The sequence below is a fragment of the Paenibacillus sp. FSL K6-1122 genome (assembly GCF_037977015.1).
GTDB lineage: Bacteria > Bacillota > Bacilli > Paenibacillales > Paenibacillaceae > Paenibacillus > Paenibacillus amylolyticus.
In genome coordinates this window covers 2,716,583-2,733,129 of sequence record NZ_CP150272.1, presented here as the reverse complement: position 1 = coordinate 2,733,129, position 16,547 = coordinate 2,716,583, and the positions used below count along the sequence as shown (strand labels likewise).

The window sequence follows — 16,547 nt, the reverse complement described above, 5'->3', positions numbered from 1 at the left end:
TTCATCTCCTTGCAAATTCAAGAATCAAACGTTCCTGTACTTCACTTAAAGTGACTTTCTCGTCGACTTTCTGCTTGGTAAAGTTCCATATACTATCAATCTGGTCTATCGATTCATCTATGGCTGCATTTGATCCCCGCTGGTAAGCTCCAATATTGATCAAATCTTCCGATTCTTTGTACACAGCCATCAAACGTTTCATATTATTAACGGCTTCCAGCTGCTCTTCCGGAGCAATATCCTTCATAACACGGCTTATGCTGGCTAACACATCAATCGCTGGAAAATGACCTTTATTTGCAATGGATCGATTTAACACAATGTGTCCATCCAGAATACCCCTTACCGCATCCGCGATTGGTTCGTTCATGTCATCTCCATCAACCAGAACGGTGTAAAAGGCTGTAATCGAACCCGTAGGCCCTGTGCCTGCCCGTTCAAGCAGTTTGGGCAAACTTGCAAAAACCGATGGCGTATATCCTCTCATTGCCGGAGGTTCACCTACGGCCAGACCAACTTCCCTTTGTGCCATCGCATATCGAGTTACCGAATCCATCATGAGCATCACGTTCATTCCACGATCTCGGAAATACTCTGCAATAGTGGTCGCAATAACTGCTCCCTTAATCCGAATCAGGGCAGGCTGATCTGAAGTTGCAACAATGACTACGGAGCGTTCCAGTCCTTCCGGACCCAGATCCCGTTCAATAAAGTCGCGCACCTCACGTCCACGCTCACCCACAAGCGCGATGACATTGACATCTGCTGCTGTATTACGAGCAATCATGCCCATCAATGTACTCTTACCAACACCAGAACCGGCAAAAATACCTACACGCTGTCCCTTACCTACGGTCAACAATCCGTCGATAGCTCTTACACCAACACCCATCGTTTCAAGTACACGCGGACGATCCATTGGATTAACCGGTGTATTGGAGGTAGAGTACATCGGCATTCTGGATGGAAGGAGGGAACCGTCCAGCGGTTGTCCAAGTCCGTCCAATACTTTACCGAGCAATTCGGAGCCTACCTGAACGCCGAGTGGTTTACCCGTACCTACTACATCGCAACCAGGACCGATGGATTGAAGTTCACCCAGTGGCATAAGCAGCACTTTGTTATCTCGAAACCCAACAACTTCGGCCTGAAGAGGCTTAGCCGATTTACCAGGATAGATATAACATACGTCACCGATACTTGCATCTGGCCCTTCTGACTCCACCATAAGACCAATGACCTGAGTAACTTTGCCGTTAATACGAACAGGATCGAATTGGCGCAAATGTTCCATATATCGCTGTGAACTAAGAACCTTCATGTTGATTTTTTCGCTCCTCATCCTCAAGTGCTATGCGGACCAGTTCTTTTTTAATCTCAGCAAGCTGTGTATCAATTCTCGCATCTACACTTCCGAACGAAGAACGAATGACACATCCCTTATCTTTGACCGTTGAATCAGGCAAAATCTGCAATTCTGCCTGAGAGTCAATAGATAGAGACAATTCTTCACGAGCTGCCTGTACAAAAGTAAACTGATCAGGTGCCACACAGAGTGTGATCAAACCCTGCTCCCGTTTACGTGACAAACTCTGACGAATCAGTTCCAATGTATGATCGGGTTCAATGGTAAGTTGCTTATCAATGACTTTCTCAGCGATCCCGCAAGCGAGCTCCACGAGGAACGGTTCGGCTTCCTGAATGATCTGATCTTTAGCTACATAAGCTTCCTTGAGCACTTCCTGGGCTTCAATCATCATCTTTTCGATCTGCACCTGGAGATCCAGTTCAGCTTGTACTTTGCCTTCCTCAAAACCCTGTTGGAAACCTTGTGAACGAAGCGCTTCAGTCAGATGTTCATCCTGTTGTCGTTGTTCCTGCCACCAGCTGTCGATCTGTTCACGGGCCTCTTGAAGCATGCGCTCTGCCTCTTCTGAAGCTTCACGTACTTGCTTTTCTGCAAACTCCTTGGCATCTTCCAGCATTTCTGCGGTAAGACGTTGTGTTTCTTCGTCCACGCGTGCTTGAAGCGTTTCTGCCTCAGAACCTTCAGCACTATCACCGTATAATTCCGTTTCAGACTCCTCAGCACCACCATAATGATGATGATTTTCAAGTTTTTTACGGTCATCAACGGGTACATACTGGAAAGATTTAATCAAATTAGACAATGATATCATCTCCTCCACCGCGTGCGATAATGATCTCACCGGCTTCTTCCAATCTGCGTATCGTTCCTACGATACGTGTCTGAGCTTCCTCAACATCACGCAATCGCACAGGTCCCATGAATTCCATCTCTTCTTTGAATGTCTCGGACATCCGTTTCGACATATTCCGGAACACGGCATCCCGAACTTCTTCGCTTGCCACTTTGAGTGCCAACTGCAAATCTGCGTTGTCGATATCCCGAATAATGCGCTGAATCGAACGATCATCCACATTGACGATATCTTCGAATACAAACATGCGTTTTTTGATTTCCTCTGCAAGCTCTGGATCCTGAATTTCAAGCGAGTCCAAAATGGTACGTTCTGTACCCCGATCGACTCCGTTCAGAATCTGAACGATCGATTCGATACCACCTGCATTGGTGTAATCCTGCGTTACGGTAGAGGATAACTTCTGTTCCAGAACCCGCTCCACTTGAGAGATGACTTCCGGCGAAGTACTATCCATAACAGCCACCCGGCGAGCGACATCTGCCTGTTTCTCTTGTGGCAAGGATGATAGAATCGCTGCTGCCTGTTCGAATTGCAGGTAAGACAGAACTAGGGCAATCGTTTGCGGGCTTTCATTCTGAATAAAGTTCAAAATTTGATTCGGATCTGCTTTGCGCGCAAAGTCAAATGGTCTGACTTGCAGCGTAGCTGTCAAACGATTAATGACTTCAAGTGCTTTTGATGAACCCAGAGCTTTCTCCAGGATTTCTCTGGCGTAATTGATACCGCCCTGAGAGATATATTCCTGCGCCAGACAGATCTGGTGAAACTCGGCCATGATCATATCCTTTTCGGAAGAATCAACTTTGCGAACGTTGGCAATCTCCAACGTAAGTTGCTCAATCTCCTCATCACGCAGATGTTTGAATATCTGAGCCGATACTTCCGGACCTAATGTAATCAACAATATTGCTGCTTTTTGTTTGCCAGTCAAACCTTGACTGCTTGCCTTTGCCAATGCGCTCACCTCTATTCGTCAGCCAGCCATGTACGCAGCAGATTGACGAATTCGTCTGGCTTTTTCTTGGCCAAACTCTCCAATTGTTTGCGCACCTGACTTTCGTTCGTTACACTGTCCAGCGTAATGGACGGGAACTCTGTTGCTATTGGAAGAGGAATCTCTTCTTCTTCGACTTCGTTTTGTTTGCGGCGACGGCGTACTAACAAAATAACTACCGCTGCGATCAATGCCGCTATGAGTGCGCCTCCACCCCACATCATCGTTGAGGAAAGCTGGAAACCTGTATTGTCTCCAGAGGCAGTCTGGAAGCCTTGTGACATGACTGAAACTTTCTTTGTCAGATCGGCGTCACTTATTACAGTGCCTGAGTCTGCCAGTGAAGCACGAACAATGTTAACTAAAATGTTCTCAATTGCGTCCTGAACCGGTCCCTGTAATTCTGTTTCTCCATTCGGTGGTTCAACTGCAACGTTAATGGTTAAGTCTTTTACAGTATACGGACTGGAAATAATATCCTTAGCGATTCGATTAACATCGTAGTTTATAGTGCTTGATGATTCTTCGGAGGTAGAGTTACCGGTTGCATCAGATGATGGGTAACCCGGAACTTCCTCTTGTCCTGTGCCAGCAACACCACCTGTTGGATTGCTTGCGCCAGTGTAGCTCTTTTGAATCTCCTGCACACTGATCTCGATGCCTTTCATATTATCTACATCAACAGGTGTGACCAGATTTTCCTTACGTGTTTCTTTGTCAAAATTAAGCTTGGAGGCTACCAAAACATTAACTTTGTCTTCGCCTACAATCTGGGAAAGGAATTGTTTTACGTTATTACGGACATCGTTTTCAAACTTTTTCTGTAGTGCCATGTTCTCTTGAACTTCGGAAGACAACCCGCCACTGCCACCTCGGGCAGTTGGGATCAATTCTGCTTCATCTGTGTTTGTAATTGTGATGTTCTCAACAGGCAGATTAGGAATTGCAGTCTTAACCAAGTTAAAGTAGCCATCTACCGCTGCCTGATTTGGATGATAACCCGGTTTGAATTGGAGAGCTACCGATGCTGATGCTTTGTCTTGTTCTTCCAAACCAGCAAAGATGTTATCTTTCGGCATATTAACCAGTACTTTAGCATCCTGTATCCCTTGCATCCGCTGAAGTAACTGTTCAACTTCTCCGTTTATAGCGTTGTTGTACTTTACATCAAACTCTTTATCCGTCATCCCGATGGGGGATGATGACTCCTCGAATGACTTATACCCTAATGAACCATTCTGAATAATCCCTTGAGATCCAACATTCACTTTTGCAATTGCAACACTTGTACTCGGTACGGATATGGTCTTGCCATCTGAACTTAATTTGTATGGAATGCTAGATGAATCGAGATAACTGATCACGCCCGCTGAATCACTTGCATTCAAATCTGTAAAAGCAACTTCATATTCCGTTTTGGACAATTGCATCGTGAGTACAACTGCAGCCAAAATCAGGAACAGGAAGGTGGATATAAATAATACTTTTTGCTTTTTGCTAAAACTATTCCAATACTGGGATGCCTTATCCCTGTACTGGGCGATTCTCTCATTCACTCTGTCACCCCATCCGAAACTTTGCTTAGTCTGTCCTTACTCAACCCTAGCCGTTTCATAGGTTGACGATCAGGAGCAGCATCGCAGCTGCTTTGTTGTAATGATCAGCGCTATTATCGAAGCGCAAGTAGGTTATTTTATAACTGCGTTCGCATAACTTCTTGGTATGCTTCGACCACTTTGTTTCGGACTTGAGTTGTGAGTTGTAGGCTTAACAAGGCCTGTTCGGAAGCAATCATCACCTGATCCACATTCGCTTTGCCGACCAAGAATTGATTCGACATTTCATGCGATTGAGCCTCCTGTGCTGCAACGGACCCTAATGCATTCTGTAAGTATGTACCGAAGCTCTGAATGGTTTCGGCTGGTGTAGAAGGCTTACTTTCGGTTGCACTCTTCATCTGTAGCGGTTGTATCCCCTGTGTGCTAAACATGTTGTTCTGAATCATTAATGTCCCTCCCCTTCATCCCTGGTTTGTATTTTTCTTATTTTCATTTTTAAGCAGATTATCTTCCAATCTCCAAAGCTTTGGAGATCATCGCTTTGGTTGAATTCAGTGCTGTTACGTTTGCTTCATATGAACGCGAAGCAGAGATCATGTCGACCATTTCTTTCGCAATATCCACATTAGGCATAAATACATATCCTTCTGCGTTTGCATCCGGATGAGAAGGGTCATACACAGGCTTGAGAGGTGACTGATCCTCGCGAATCTCCGTTACTCTTACGCCATCTCCTGAACCGCTACCTCTCATCTGATTTTGCAGCATCGTACCAAATGACGTTTTATTCGGCTCAAGCACAACCATTTTACGTTTGTAAGGGACCGCTTCACCATTGGATACGCTCGCGCGCGTAGTCTCTGCGTTGGCAATGTTGGAAGATATTACGTCCATCCGCAACCGTTGGGCTGTCAGAGCTGAGCTACTGATACTAAAACTATTACTAATGTTCAATTTAGGTTATCTCCCTTCCACGCCAACACGCATGATTTTAATTTGTTCGTTCACTTGCTGAATATAAGCGTTATAACGTAACTGATTCTCCGCCAGAAGACTCATTTCTCTGTCTATATCGACATTGTTTTCGTTGTTATTCATGGAGGTTGACTGGTCCATATTAACTACTGGCGTGGGTACGGAAGAGGAAGGACCTATGACAAAATGCCTTGCATCAGTTAATTTACCCTTAAGAACAGGCATATCTCCATTCATTTGCCCTTGCAACATTTCTTCAAAAGAAACGTCCGAGCGCTTGAAATACGGAGTATCGGCGTTCGCGATGTTGTCAGCAATTGTTCGTTGTCTGATATTGGACGCATCGAGTGCACCTTGCAATCTTTTAAAGCTGATATCGTTTAAAAGATTCACAATCTCCCTCCTCTCTTTAGAAGTTATGGAAAAAGATTGTATCTTTTCCCTTGAAAATTCTTATGTTTTTTTCGACAAAAATATTCGTCTTTACACGGTTTTCTAGGACTTAAGTAGAATTAACTCTGATGTTGTCGTATAACATAAGTTTCTTCGAGTTTGGGATTTATTACAATAAGAAAAAAGCCCTATCTTTTCTGAAAGACGGGGCTTTTTGTGTATTTTCTGCAAATTATGAATTTTTTCGTAAATGTTCGGGCCCAAAACAAAAGTATGTTAATACTCTCCCTAATTGTTCTTTAACATTCTTAAAATAAAAAAAAAATTTCGAGTCTCAACATGAGCTTATAACGCCCGTAATTATGTAATTTTCCGAATATTTCATAGTTGATAATGTTAGAATTTTTTGCCGTCATACTAAGGGTTTAAGGACAATATGATAGGTATACATACAAAGCTGTATATTAATCAATTGACAAATTATCTTTCAAGAATAAAGAAAACTCGTCTTGCCCACACAACACTTTCTTAACAATTAAGTGGGGTCTATATATTTTAATTTTAAGAAAACAATTAGTGACTTCAAACTTTTCAATAATTCATCACTTTGCGCATTTACGCAACATTTACCAATCTGTCGACTAAACCGATGACCAGACTTGGAATAAGGAAAATTCTTTTAATGGGAATCATTGGGTATGGAATGGAAGAATAACTACCACTCCGATAGGTTTTAACTCCGGATACATGCGGCACAAGTCCTAGGTTTTGTCGATCCGTATAACAACCACACATCTTTTATCGGTTGTAACATCAAAATCCTTTAGATAGAAACAAAAATAAACGATATGCGCCAAGTAAGAGGGCCTTTGTGATTCATTAAAGGATTGCTTCCCTTTGTCGATCACACAAATGTTCTCTACTCTCTTGCATACCGTTCATTTATAACATCATTTTAACAACTGCATTGCTAGCCGCATGTTACAGGATATACTGACTCAAATCACGATCAAGCGCAATATCATTTAATTTCTCCCGAACATACTCCGGAGTGATCACCATACGTTCCAGTGTAAGCTCAGGTGCCTCAAAGGATAAATCCTCCAAAAGCTTTTCAAGAATCGTATGCAATCGACGAGCACCTATATTTTCTGTATTTTGATTGACGGATTCAGCCAATTTGGCAATCTCGCGAATGGCCTCATCCGAGAACTCAATCTCAATATTCTCTGTCCGCAACAGATCAACATACTGCTTGGTCAGTGCATTTTGGGGTTCAGTCAGAATGGAAACAAACTCCTCCAGTGTTAGACTGCTTAGTTCCACACGAATTGGGAAGCGTCCCTGAAGCTCAGGAATCAAATCAGAGGGTTTGGCGACATGGAATGCGCCAGCTGCCATAAACAGAATATAATCCGTTTTGACAGGACCATATTTCGTCATTACTGTAGAGCCCTCTACGATAGGCAGTATGTCACGTTGCACACCTTCACGGGATACATCAGGACCACTACCGCGCCCTTGACTGGCGACCTTGTCAATTTCATCTATGAAAATGATACCTGTCTGCTCTGCTCGACGAATGGATTCTTGTGTAACATCATCCATATCGATCAATTTGCCTGCTTCTTCCTGGGTCAACACTTTGCGCGCTTCTTTGATGGCGAGCTTGCGCTTTTTCGTACGACGAGGTAAGAGGCTACCAAACATCTCCTGCATATTCATGCCCATCTGATCATTACCTTGTCCAGCAAACATGTCCATCATGTTAGGCGCAGTGTCTTCGACATCAATCTCAATGATGTCATCCTCCAGCTTGCCGGACAACAGATCAAACTTGATCTTACGGCGGCGTTCGGCAACCCCAGTATCCGGTTCTGGCTCATCCTGTTCCTGAACGTTGTTGCCATTATTACCAAAGATCATCTCAAAGGGATTACGCTGACTCTTGGACTTAGACTGTGAAGGAGCCAAAATATGTACAATTCGCTCATTGGCAGCTTCTTCAGCTTTGTCCTTCACTTTTTCAGTCCGCTCCAACTTCACCATCCGCAGTGATGTCTCAATCAGATCACGCACCATCGATTCAACGTCACGGCCAACGTAACCTACTTCAGTGAACTTGGTAGCTTCCACTTTCACAAATGGCGCACCTACCAGTTTAGCAAGGCGACGGGCGATTTCCGTTTTACCCACACCGGTAGGTCCAATCATCAAGATATTTTTAGGCACAATGTCATCCTGAGTGTGCTCAGGCAAAAGGCTACGCCGATAACGATTACGAAGAGCTACCGCTACCGATTTTTTAGCTTTCTTTTGACCTACAATATACTTGTCAAGCTCTGCAACAATCTGTCTCGGTGTTAACGCTTGAGTATTCATATTGCTTCCCTCCTACCAGTATGTTGAATTTATTTTTCCTAACAAGGACAAAGAATCCCCTAGACGTCCTGGAGCAGATTACAGAATCATGCTCCACTACGGGAGATTTCTTTGGCTTATAACTCTTCTACAATAATATTATTATTGGTATATACACATAACTCCGAGGCAATCTGAAGTGATTCACGCGCAATATCTTTCGCTTCCAGGTTTACTGCATGACGTTTCAACGCACGCGCAGCAGATAAGGCAAAGTTTCCACCTGATCCGATAGCAATAACGTCATCATCCGGTTCAATTATCTCCCCGCCGCCTGAAATGAGCAGCATACCTGATTTGTCCATCACAATCAAGAGTGCCTCAAGCTTACGCAAAATCCGATCCTGACGCCAATCCTTGGCAAGCTCTACAGCAGCACGTTGCAAGTTACCATGGTGTTCCTCGAGCTTACCTTCGAATTTCTCAAACAGGGTGATCGCATCCGCCACAGAACCAGCAAAGCCAGCAACAACCTGTCCGCGGTACAAACGTCTTACCTTCTTGGCTGTATTCTTCATCACAACACTTTGGCCCATGGTCACCTGACCATCTCCTGCGATTGCAGCCTTACCATTATGACGAACAGCACAGATCGTTGTAGCATGAAATGACATATCCATGATATCAGCATCCTCCCACGAATAATTTATACGCGTTCCGGAACAGTTAGACCTTCTGCCGCAGCAAAACTAATGATGCCATCCAGTGCACGCTGTGCAAGAGCTTCATTTTTTTCCTTTTTGTTACGAATCTTTGTTTCAAGCTTCGGCAACAAACCAAAGTTTGCGTTCATTGGTTGGAAGTGCTTGAAGTCAGCCGTTGTAATATACTGAGCCATACTGCCAAGTGTTGTTTCTACCGGCAATACTACCAGTTCCTGCCCAAGTGCTGCTTTGGCTGCGTTCATGCCGGCAATCAGCCCTGATGCAGCAGATTCCACATATCCTTCTACACCCGTCATCTGACCTGCAAAGAACAGGTTTGGACGCTCTTTAAACTGATACGTCGGAAGAAGCAGTTTAGGAGAGTTAATAAATGTATTACGGTGCATTACGCCATAACGAACGAACTCTGCATTTTCAAGTCCAGGAATAAGGGAGAAGACACGTTTCTGTTCTCCCCATTTCAGATGCGTCTGGAAGCCCACCAAGTTATACAGGGTTCCAGCTGCATTGTCCTGTCTAAGCTGAACAACCGCATGTGGCAACTCTCCTGTATGAGGGTTAACCAGACCTACCGGTTTCATTGGACCAAACAGAGCCGTCTGTTTTCCTCGTTTCATCATCACTTCGATTGGCATACAGCCTTCAAAGTAGATTTCTTTCTCAAACTCTTTTAATTGAGCGACCTCAGCAGTAATGAGAGCTTCATAGAAGACATCAAACTCTTCTTCTGTCATCGGACAGTTCAGATATGCCGCTTCACCTTTATCATAACGGGAAGCCAGATACACTTTATTCATATCAATTGAATCTTTTTCGATGATCGGTGCAGCTGCATCATAGAAGTAGAAATACTCTTCACCCATTAGTGCCTTGATTTGCTCAGACAATGCAGGTGAAGTCAACGGCCCCGTTGCAACAACAACGATGCCATCTTCCGGCAGAGAAGTTAATTCCTCATTCACCACTTCGATGAGCGGATGCTGGTGCAACGTGGATGTAATCTCACCTGAAAATCCATCCCGGTCCACAGCAAGCGCCCCACCTGCGGGAACTGCATGTTTGTCTGCTGCTGACAATACGAGAGAATTGAGCATTCTCATTTCTTCTTTTAACACACCCACTGCATTGGTCAATCCATTCGCACGCAGCGAGTTGCTACATACCAGTTCTGCAAATTTATCCGTATGATGGGCTGGCGTTTTCACAACAGGTCTCATCTCGTATAATTTCACGCGTACGCCGCGACTTGCAATCTGCCAGGCCGCTTCTGTTCCTGCCAGCCCGGCACCAATAACGGTTACTTGTTGTTCATTCGTCAAAATCATTTACCCCCATAAAACAATTTCAAAATTCACTAAATTTGATTCGCATATATATTAATCCGCTGATTCGTCATCCGGTTCATCCACCGGCTCCTGATGATCACATGAAGTACACTGCAATCGTGCTCCCTTTTTGTTCCGCTTTTCAATCATTAGCGATCCGCAACTTGGACATGGTTTGGCTGAAGGTCTGTCCCATGAGACAAAATCACATTCAGGATATTTGTCACAACCGTAGAAAATACGTCCTTTTTTGCTACGACGCTCAACAACATGACCTTCCTTACACTTCGGACAAGTCACGCCGATATCCTTGATAATCGGTTTGGTATTCCGGCAATCAGGGAAGCCCGAGCACGCAAGAAACTTGCCAAAACGTCCGAGTTTATAAACCAGCGGTTTGCCGCACTTCTCACAGATCTCATCGGATACTTCGTCTTCAATCTCGATTTCTTTCATTTCTTCTTCCGCAAACTCAAGGCGTTTCTCAAAAGATTCATAGAATTCTGCGAGTACTTTGACCCAATCCTCCGAACCTTCCTCCACATGGTCAAGATCACCTTCCATGTTGGCGGTGAACTCTACATTCAGGATTTCAGGGAAAAACTCTTCCATCTGTTCGATGACCAGTTCACCAAGCTCCGTCGGCATGAATTTCTTTTCCTCTATCGCAACATATCCGCGCTTCTGAATGGTCTCCAGTGTTGGCGCATATGTACTCGGACGCCCTATACCCAATTCCTCAAGCGTCTTAACCAACCTTGCCTCCGTATATCGTGGTGGCGGTTGTGTAAAATGCTGTTTTGGCTCAATCTCCTGCTTCTCAAGCACATCTCCACTTTTCAACGGAGGCAGCAGACGATCTTCATCGGTTGTACCATCGTCGTTTCCTTCAACATATACCTTCATGAAACCTTGGAATCGTACCTTCGAACCTGCTGCACGGAAAATGGTGTCCCCCGCAGCAATATCTACAGAGAGTGTATCCAGAATAGCCGAAGACATTTGGCTCGCTACAAAACGTTCCCATACCAGTTTATACAACCGGAACTGATCGCGACTCATGAATGACTTGATTGAGTCAGGGTCACGCAGAATTGAAGTTGGACGAATCGCTTCATGCGCATCCTGAGCATTAGCTGCTTTTTTGGAATAGTTTCGTGGAGTCTCAGGTGCAAATGGCTCACCATACTTACCAACGATATATTCTTTGGCTTCTTCTTGTGCAGATGCCGCAATTCGTGTGGAGTCCGTACGCATATACGTGATGAGACCTACTGTGCCTTCTTTTCCAAGGTCTACACCTTCATATAGTTGTTGGGCGACCGACATCGTCTTGGAAGCTCTGAAATTCAATTTACGCGCCGCTTCCTGTTGCAGAGAACTTGTCGTAAACGGGGCGGAGGGGTTACGGCTACGTTCTTTCTCTTTAACTTCCTTGATCGTAAAGTCTGCACCTTCGATCTGTTTCAGGATCGCTTGCACTTCCTCTTCACTGCCCAGCTCTGTTTTGGCCCCGTTCAGTTTATGAAACTTGGCTTCAAACGGATTGCCGTCTGCTGTCAGCTTGGCGGTAATGCTCCAGTATTCTTCCGGCTCAAAATCATCAATTTCATTTTCACGATCTAAAATGATTTTAACAGCCACGGACTGAACCCGGCCTGCAGACAAACCTTTTTTCACTTTCTTCCATAATAACGGACTAATTTTATATCCAACGAGCCGATCCAGAATACGTCTTGCCTGCTGCGCGTTAACCAAATCCATATTGATTTTCCGCGGCGTTTTGAACGCATCTTTGACCGCCTGTTTTGTAATTTCATTAAATACTACCCGGCAATCTGCCGTATCGTCCAGTTCAAGGGCATGGGCCAAATGCCATGCGATAGCCTCACCTTCGCGATCCGGGTCAGCTGCGAGATACACTTTTTTCACTTTCTTCCGTGCATCCTTCAGTTCTTTCAAAATTGAACCTTTGCCGCGGATCGTAATATATTTCGGATTAAAATCATTCTCTACCTCAACGCCGATCTGACTCTTTGGCAAATCGCGAATATGCCCCATCGAAGCTTTTACGATGAACTTGCTGCCTAAATATTTGCCTATCGTCTTCGCCTTTGAGGGCGACTCCACGATTACGAGTGCATCCGCCATAGGTTCATCCTCCTCTCAGTCATGAAACTGTCATGAAACTGTTTCTGTAAGCTTATGCATAGTTAATAACTTCTGCTAATTATATATTTCCACGCACTACGTAGGTTGTAGCTTCGTCATACCCTCGCGTATTTAGTGCCTGGTAATTGGCTAATCTGCTTTTTTATGATTAAAGATAACAGAACTGAATGCAAATGTCCAAAATCCCAACCAAGCAGCTCAACCAGTTGATCCAATGATTGTTCTCCCTGTTCCAACAGATAAATCACACGTTGTTCATCTGGAGAGAGCTTAACCTCAGCGAATATCCCACGCCTGGAAGGCTCGCTTGTTTCGGTCGAACGTCCTCTATTGTAAGGAAGTTGTTCTGCATTTGGCAAGCCCAATCGATACTCTTCCAATACATCTGCTGCACAAGTGACCAATTTGGCCCCTTGACGGATAAGATTGTGTGCTCCCCGACTTTTCGGCGATGTAATCGGTCCAGGGACTGCAAATACATCCCTGCCTGCTTCAAGCGCAGCATCTGCTGTAATGAGTGAACCACTGCGAATGTCAGCCTCAACAACCAATGTTCCCAATGTCAGACCGGCAATGATTCGATTCCGTTCCGGAAATAATCCCTGGCGCGCTCTCGTACCTGGTGGATATTCCGACAAAAGCAGCCCCGTCTCCGCGATTCGTTCAGCGAGGCTTGTATTTTCGGGTGGGTATATATTATCAATCCCTGTTCCAAATACTGCAATCGTTTTTCCTTTGGCACGTAGTACTGCCTCATGACATACGCTATCAATACCGCGGGCAAGCCCGCTTACAATCGTCAGTCCTGCATTGCATAATTGCTCTGCCAGCTTTTCTCCAACTTTGCGCCCATACACGGTTGGCATACGAGTTCCCACCATGGCAATAGACGAATTGTGAAGCAAACTAACATCCCCTCGAGCATACATTACCCAGGGAGGCTGAACGGTTTCCTTCATTAATATGGGATATTTCTGATCCAGATAAGTAATAACCTCTATCCCCTGATTGTAAACGTGTTCTCTTTTACTCTCGATCCATTCGATAGTAAATTGGCTAGCCAAGCGTGCAGCTTGATCTTTGCGCAAGCCTGCTGCGACCCAGTCGCTTTCCCCATAATTCAATAGTTCGGGTAATTCATGTTGTCCCAGAATCAGTTTCGAGATTGTTTTCTTGCCAATGCCCTCCATCTCATGTAACCCAAACAAGATCCATCTTTCTTCCATACCATAAACCTCCCAAAGCGGGAAGAGATCTTCCCTCATATTGTGTGTTAAGTGACCACGGAATGCAAGCGTTTACGCAGATGAGAGACAATTCCTCCCCCTTTTCCCGTAAAAAAAACGCAAAAAAGCAACCCTTCGCCCTGTTCAAGGACAAAAGGTTGCTTACCTTTTCCGTAACCATAATAGTCGGTCTACCAGAAATAAATCATTTCCGAGCCGTTTCTTCTATTATAACGAAAAAGAATTAATGTGTCGTGCACAAATTCAAAATACCGCGTTCCTCAAGTACACTCACCAAAGTCGAACCCATCTCAGCAGGAGTTGGTGCTACTTTGATTCCACATGATTCCAGCTTCGCAATCTTCTCTTTGGCTGTACCTTTACCGCCAGAGATAATAGCGCCAGCATGGCCCATCCGTTTGCCTGGAGGCGCTGTTACGCCACCGATAAAGCCAACAACCGGTTTGGTCATGTTTTCACGTACCCAATCTGCAGCATCCTCTTCAGCTGTACCACCAATCTCACCAATCATGATGACCGCATGAGTCTGTGGATCTTCATTGAACCGTTTGAGGATATCAATGAACTCGGAGCCTTTTACAGGGTCTCCCCCGATTCCTACAGCAGAAGATTGTCCAATGCCACGTGTCGTCAGTTGATGAACGGCTTCATAGGTAAGTGTTCCACTACGGGAAACAACGCCTACGTGCCCTGCCATATGGATATAACCAGGCATGATACCGATTTTACATTCGCCTGGTGTAATGACACCTGGACAGTTTGGTCCGATCAGGACGGTATTTTTACCTTCCATGAAGCGGTCAACCTTGATCATGTCAAGAACCGGAATACCTTCTGTAATACAGATCACGAGGTCCAGCTCAGCATCAACAGCTTCCATAATGGAATCTGCTGCAAATGCAGGAGGAACGTAAATGACGCTCGCTGTTGCGCCTGTAGCTTCCTTCGCTTCCTGCACAGTGTTGAACACCGGCAGACTAGCTACTGTACCGTCTTCCAACGTGATATCCACATTAGTTCCGCCTTTACCCGGTGTAACTCCGCCTACCATCTGGGTTCCGTAGTCCAATGCGCCCTTCGTGTGGAACATTCCCGTTGAACCCGTAATGCCTTGCGTAATGACTTTTGTATTTTTATCGATCAAAATACTCACGTTGCTTCACATCCTTACGGTTATTTTTCAATTCCCGGACAGCTCCGGTACTAAGGAATGAACTTATTTTACGAGGGCAACAATTTTCTGTGCACCATCGGCCATGGAATCAGCAGGAACGATATTCAGGCCAGATTCACCCAGAATACGTTTGCCAAGCTCCACGTTAGTTCCTTCAAGACGAACAACCAGCGGTTTGGTCAGGCCAAGCTGCTTCGCGGCTTCAACAACACCATTGGCGATAACATCACAGCGCATGATGCCACCGAAGATGTTAACAAAGATCCCAGCTACTTTGGCATCGGACAAGATGATCTTAAATGCTTCAGTCACCTTCTCCGTTGTCGCACCGCCCCCAACGTCAAGGAAGTTGGCCGGGTCTCCACCGTAGTATTTAATAATATCCATCGTTGCCATCGCAAGTCCCGCACCATTGACCATACAGCCGATGTTGCCATCAAGTGCTATGTAGCTGAGGTCGTATTTGGAAGCTTCGATTTCTTTTTCATCCTCTTCATCCAGGTCACGCAGTTCCAAAATGTCTTTGTGACGGAACAGGGCGTTGGAGTCAAAGTTTAATTTCGCATCTAGCGCGATAACGTTTCCATCTCCGGTAACAACGAGAGGATTGATCTCTGCAATAGAGCAATCTTTTTCGACAAATGCAGTGTACAGCGCGAGCATGAACTTAACAGCTTTGTTCACCAGTTCATTCGGAATCTTAATGCTGTAAGCCAGTTTACGGGCCTGGAACACTTGCAATCCAATGGCAGGGTCAATGATTTCTTTGAAAATTTTCTCAGGTGTAGCTTCAGCTACTTCTTCAATCTCAGTACCGCCTTCTTCGGAAGCCATCATAACTACACGGCCTGTGGCACGGTCCACAACAACACCCACATAATACTCTTTGCGGATATCGCATCCTTCTTCAATCAGAAGACGTTTCACTTCTTTACCTTCTGGTCCAGTCTGGTGTGTTACCAATACTTTGCCCAGAATTTCGGAAGCATAGGCACGAACTTCATCCGTACTCTTTGCCACTTTTACGCCGCCGGCTTTACCCCGGCCACCTGCGTGAATTTGTGCTTTGACAACAGTCACTGGACTGCCCAATGCCTCAGCGGCCGCGACCGCTTCATCGACTGTATAAGCAACCTTTCCGTTTGGAACGGTAACTCCATACTGTTTCAGTACTTCTTTTCCTTGATATTCATGGATATTCATTCTCGAATCCTCCTATCAACATGACTGCAACAAGGCGGGTTGGTAGACTAACAAAAGACAAATGTTGACTATTTTCACTCAAGCCCAATTCATTGTAACACGTTTTTAAAACGCTTTCCTTAAAAAACTAATGGTTAATAGACAGTATTTTGATATGAGTATGATCCCATATTGTGAATGCTTGGGTATATATG

General features: G+C 44.9%; 14 protein-coding genes. All 14 read right to left on the bottom strand.

Features of this window, described 5'->3' with window-relative positions:
• Position 1 precedes the first annotated feature (1 nt).
• A complete protein-coding gene (gene fliI, locus NSQ20_RS12630) occupies positions 2–1,321 on the bottom strand; it encodes a flagellar protein export ATPase FliI (protein ID WP_036609365.1) in 1,320 nt (439 codons plus the stop codon).
• The gene (locus NSQ20_RS12625) at positions 1,308–2,171 is read right to left on the bottom strand and encodes a FliH/SctL family protein (protein WP_036609366.1); all 864 of its coding nucleotides are present in this window, start codon (positions 2,169–2,171) and stop codon (positions 1,308–1,310) included. The genes fliI and NSQ20_RS12625 overlap by 14 nt, the downstream gene beginning before the upstream one ends.
• Positions 2,164–3,180: a flagellar motor switch protein FliG gene (gene fliG / locus NSQ20_RS12620; RefSeq protein ID WP_036609368.1), complete on the bottom strand. Its 1,017-nt coding sequence runs from the start codon at positions 3,178–3,180 to the stop codon at positions 2,164–2,166. Before fliG ends, NSQ20_RS12625 begins: the two co-directional genes overlap by 8 nt.
• 11 nt (positions 3,181–3,191) lie before the next feature.
• Positions 3,192–4,775 carry a flagellar basal-body MS-ring/collar protein FliF gene (fliF, locus tag NSQ20_RS12615; protein ID WP_340032685.1) on the bottom strand — a complete coding sequence of 528 codons (1,584 nt, stop codon included), beginning with the start codon at positions 4,773–4,775 and terminating at the stop codon, positions 3,192–3,194.
• 137 nt (positions 4,776–4,912) lie between these two features.
• The gene (gene fliE, locus NSQ20_RS12610) at positions 4,913–5,224 is read right to left on the bottom strand and encodes a flagellar hook-basal body complex protein FliE (protein ID WP_017689190.1); all 312 of its coding nucleotides are present in this window, start codon (positions 5,222–5,224) and stop codon (positions 4,913–4,915) included.
• Between the two features lie 58 nt (positions 5,225–5,282).
• Positions 5,283–5,732, bottom strand: coding sequence for a flagellar basal body rod protein FlgC (gene flgC, locus NSQ20_RS12605; protein WP_017689191.1), 450 nt, complete (start codon positions 5,730–5,732; stop codon positions 5,283–5,285).
• Positions 5,733–5,738: 6 nt separating this feature from the next.
• Positions 5,739–6,146, bottom strand: a complete 408-nt coding sequence (flgB, locus tag NSQ20_RS12600; RefSeq protein WP_036609373.1) for a flagellar basal body rod protein FlgB — start codon at positions 6,144–6,146, stop codon at positions 5,739–5,741.
• A 981-nt stretch (positions 6,147–7,127) separates the two neighbouring features.
• The gene (gene hslU, locus NSQ20_RS12595; protein ID WP_036609375.1) at positions 7,128–8,528 is read right to left on the bottom strand and encodes an ATP-dependent protease ATPase subunit HslU; all 1,401 of its coding nucleotides are present in this window, start codon (positions 8,526–8,528) and stop codon (positions 7,128–7,130) included.
• Between the two features lie 116 nt (positions 8,529–8,644).
• Positions 8,645–9,187 (bottom strand): ATP-dependent protease subunit HslV, encoded by a 543-nt coding sequence (hslV, locus tag NSQ20_RS12590; protein WP_017689194.1) that lies wholly within the window; start codon positions 9,185–9,187, stop codon positions 8,645–8,647.
• Positions 9,188–9,213: 26 nt separating this feature from the next.
• The gene (trmFO, locus tag NSQ20_RS12585) at positions 9,214–10,551 is read right to left on the bottom strand and encodes an FADH(2)-oxidizing methylenetetrahydrofolate--tRNA-(uracil(54)-C(5))-methyltransferase TrmFO (protein ID WP_074094557.1); all 1,338 of its coding nucleotides are present in this window, start codon (positions 10,549–10,551) and stop codon (positions 9,214–9,216) included.
• A gap of 57 nt (positions 10,552–10,608) precedes the next feature.
• The gene (topA, locus tag NSQ20_RS12580; RefSeq protein ID WP_036609379.1) at positions 10,609–12,708 is read right to left on the bottom strand and encodes a type I DNA topoisomerase; all 2,100 of its coding nucleotides are present in this window, start codon (positions 12,706–12,708) and stop codon (positions 10,609–10,611) included.
• Positions 12,709–12,824: 116 nt separating this feature from the next.
• Positions 12,825–13,955, bottom strand: coding sequence for a DNA-processing protein DprA (gene dprA / locus NSQ20_RS12575; protein ID WP_339198916.1), 1,131 nt, complete (start codon positions 13,953–13,955; stop codon positions 12,825–12,827).
• A gap of 244 nt (positions 13,956–14,199) precedes the next feature.
• The gene (sucD, locus tag NSQ20_RS12570; protein ID WP_036609382.1) at positions 14,200–15,129 is read right to left on the bottom strand and encodes a succinate--CoA ligase subunit alpha; all 930 of its coding nucleotides are present in this window, start codon (positions 15,127–15,129) and stop codon (positions 14,200–14,202) included.
• A 63-nt stretch (positions 15,130–15,192) separates the two neighbouring features.
• Positions 15,193–16,353, bottom strand: coding sequence for an ADP-forming succinate--CoA ligase subunit beta (gene sucC, locus NSQ20_RS12565; protein ID WP_036609384.1), 1,161 nt, complete (start codon positions 16,351–16,353; stop codon positions 15,193–15,195).
• Positions 16,354–16,547 lie beyond the last annotated feature (194 nt).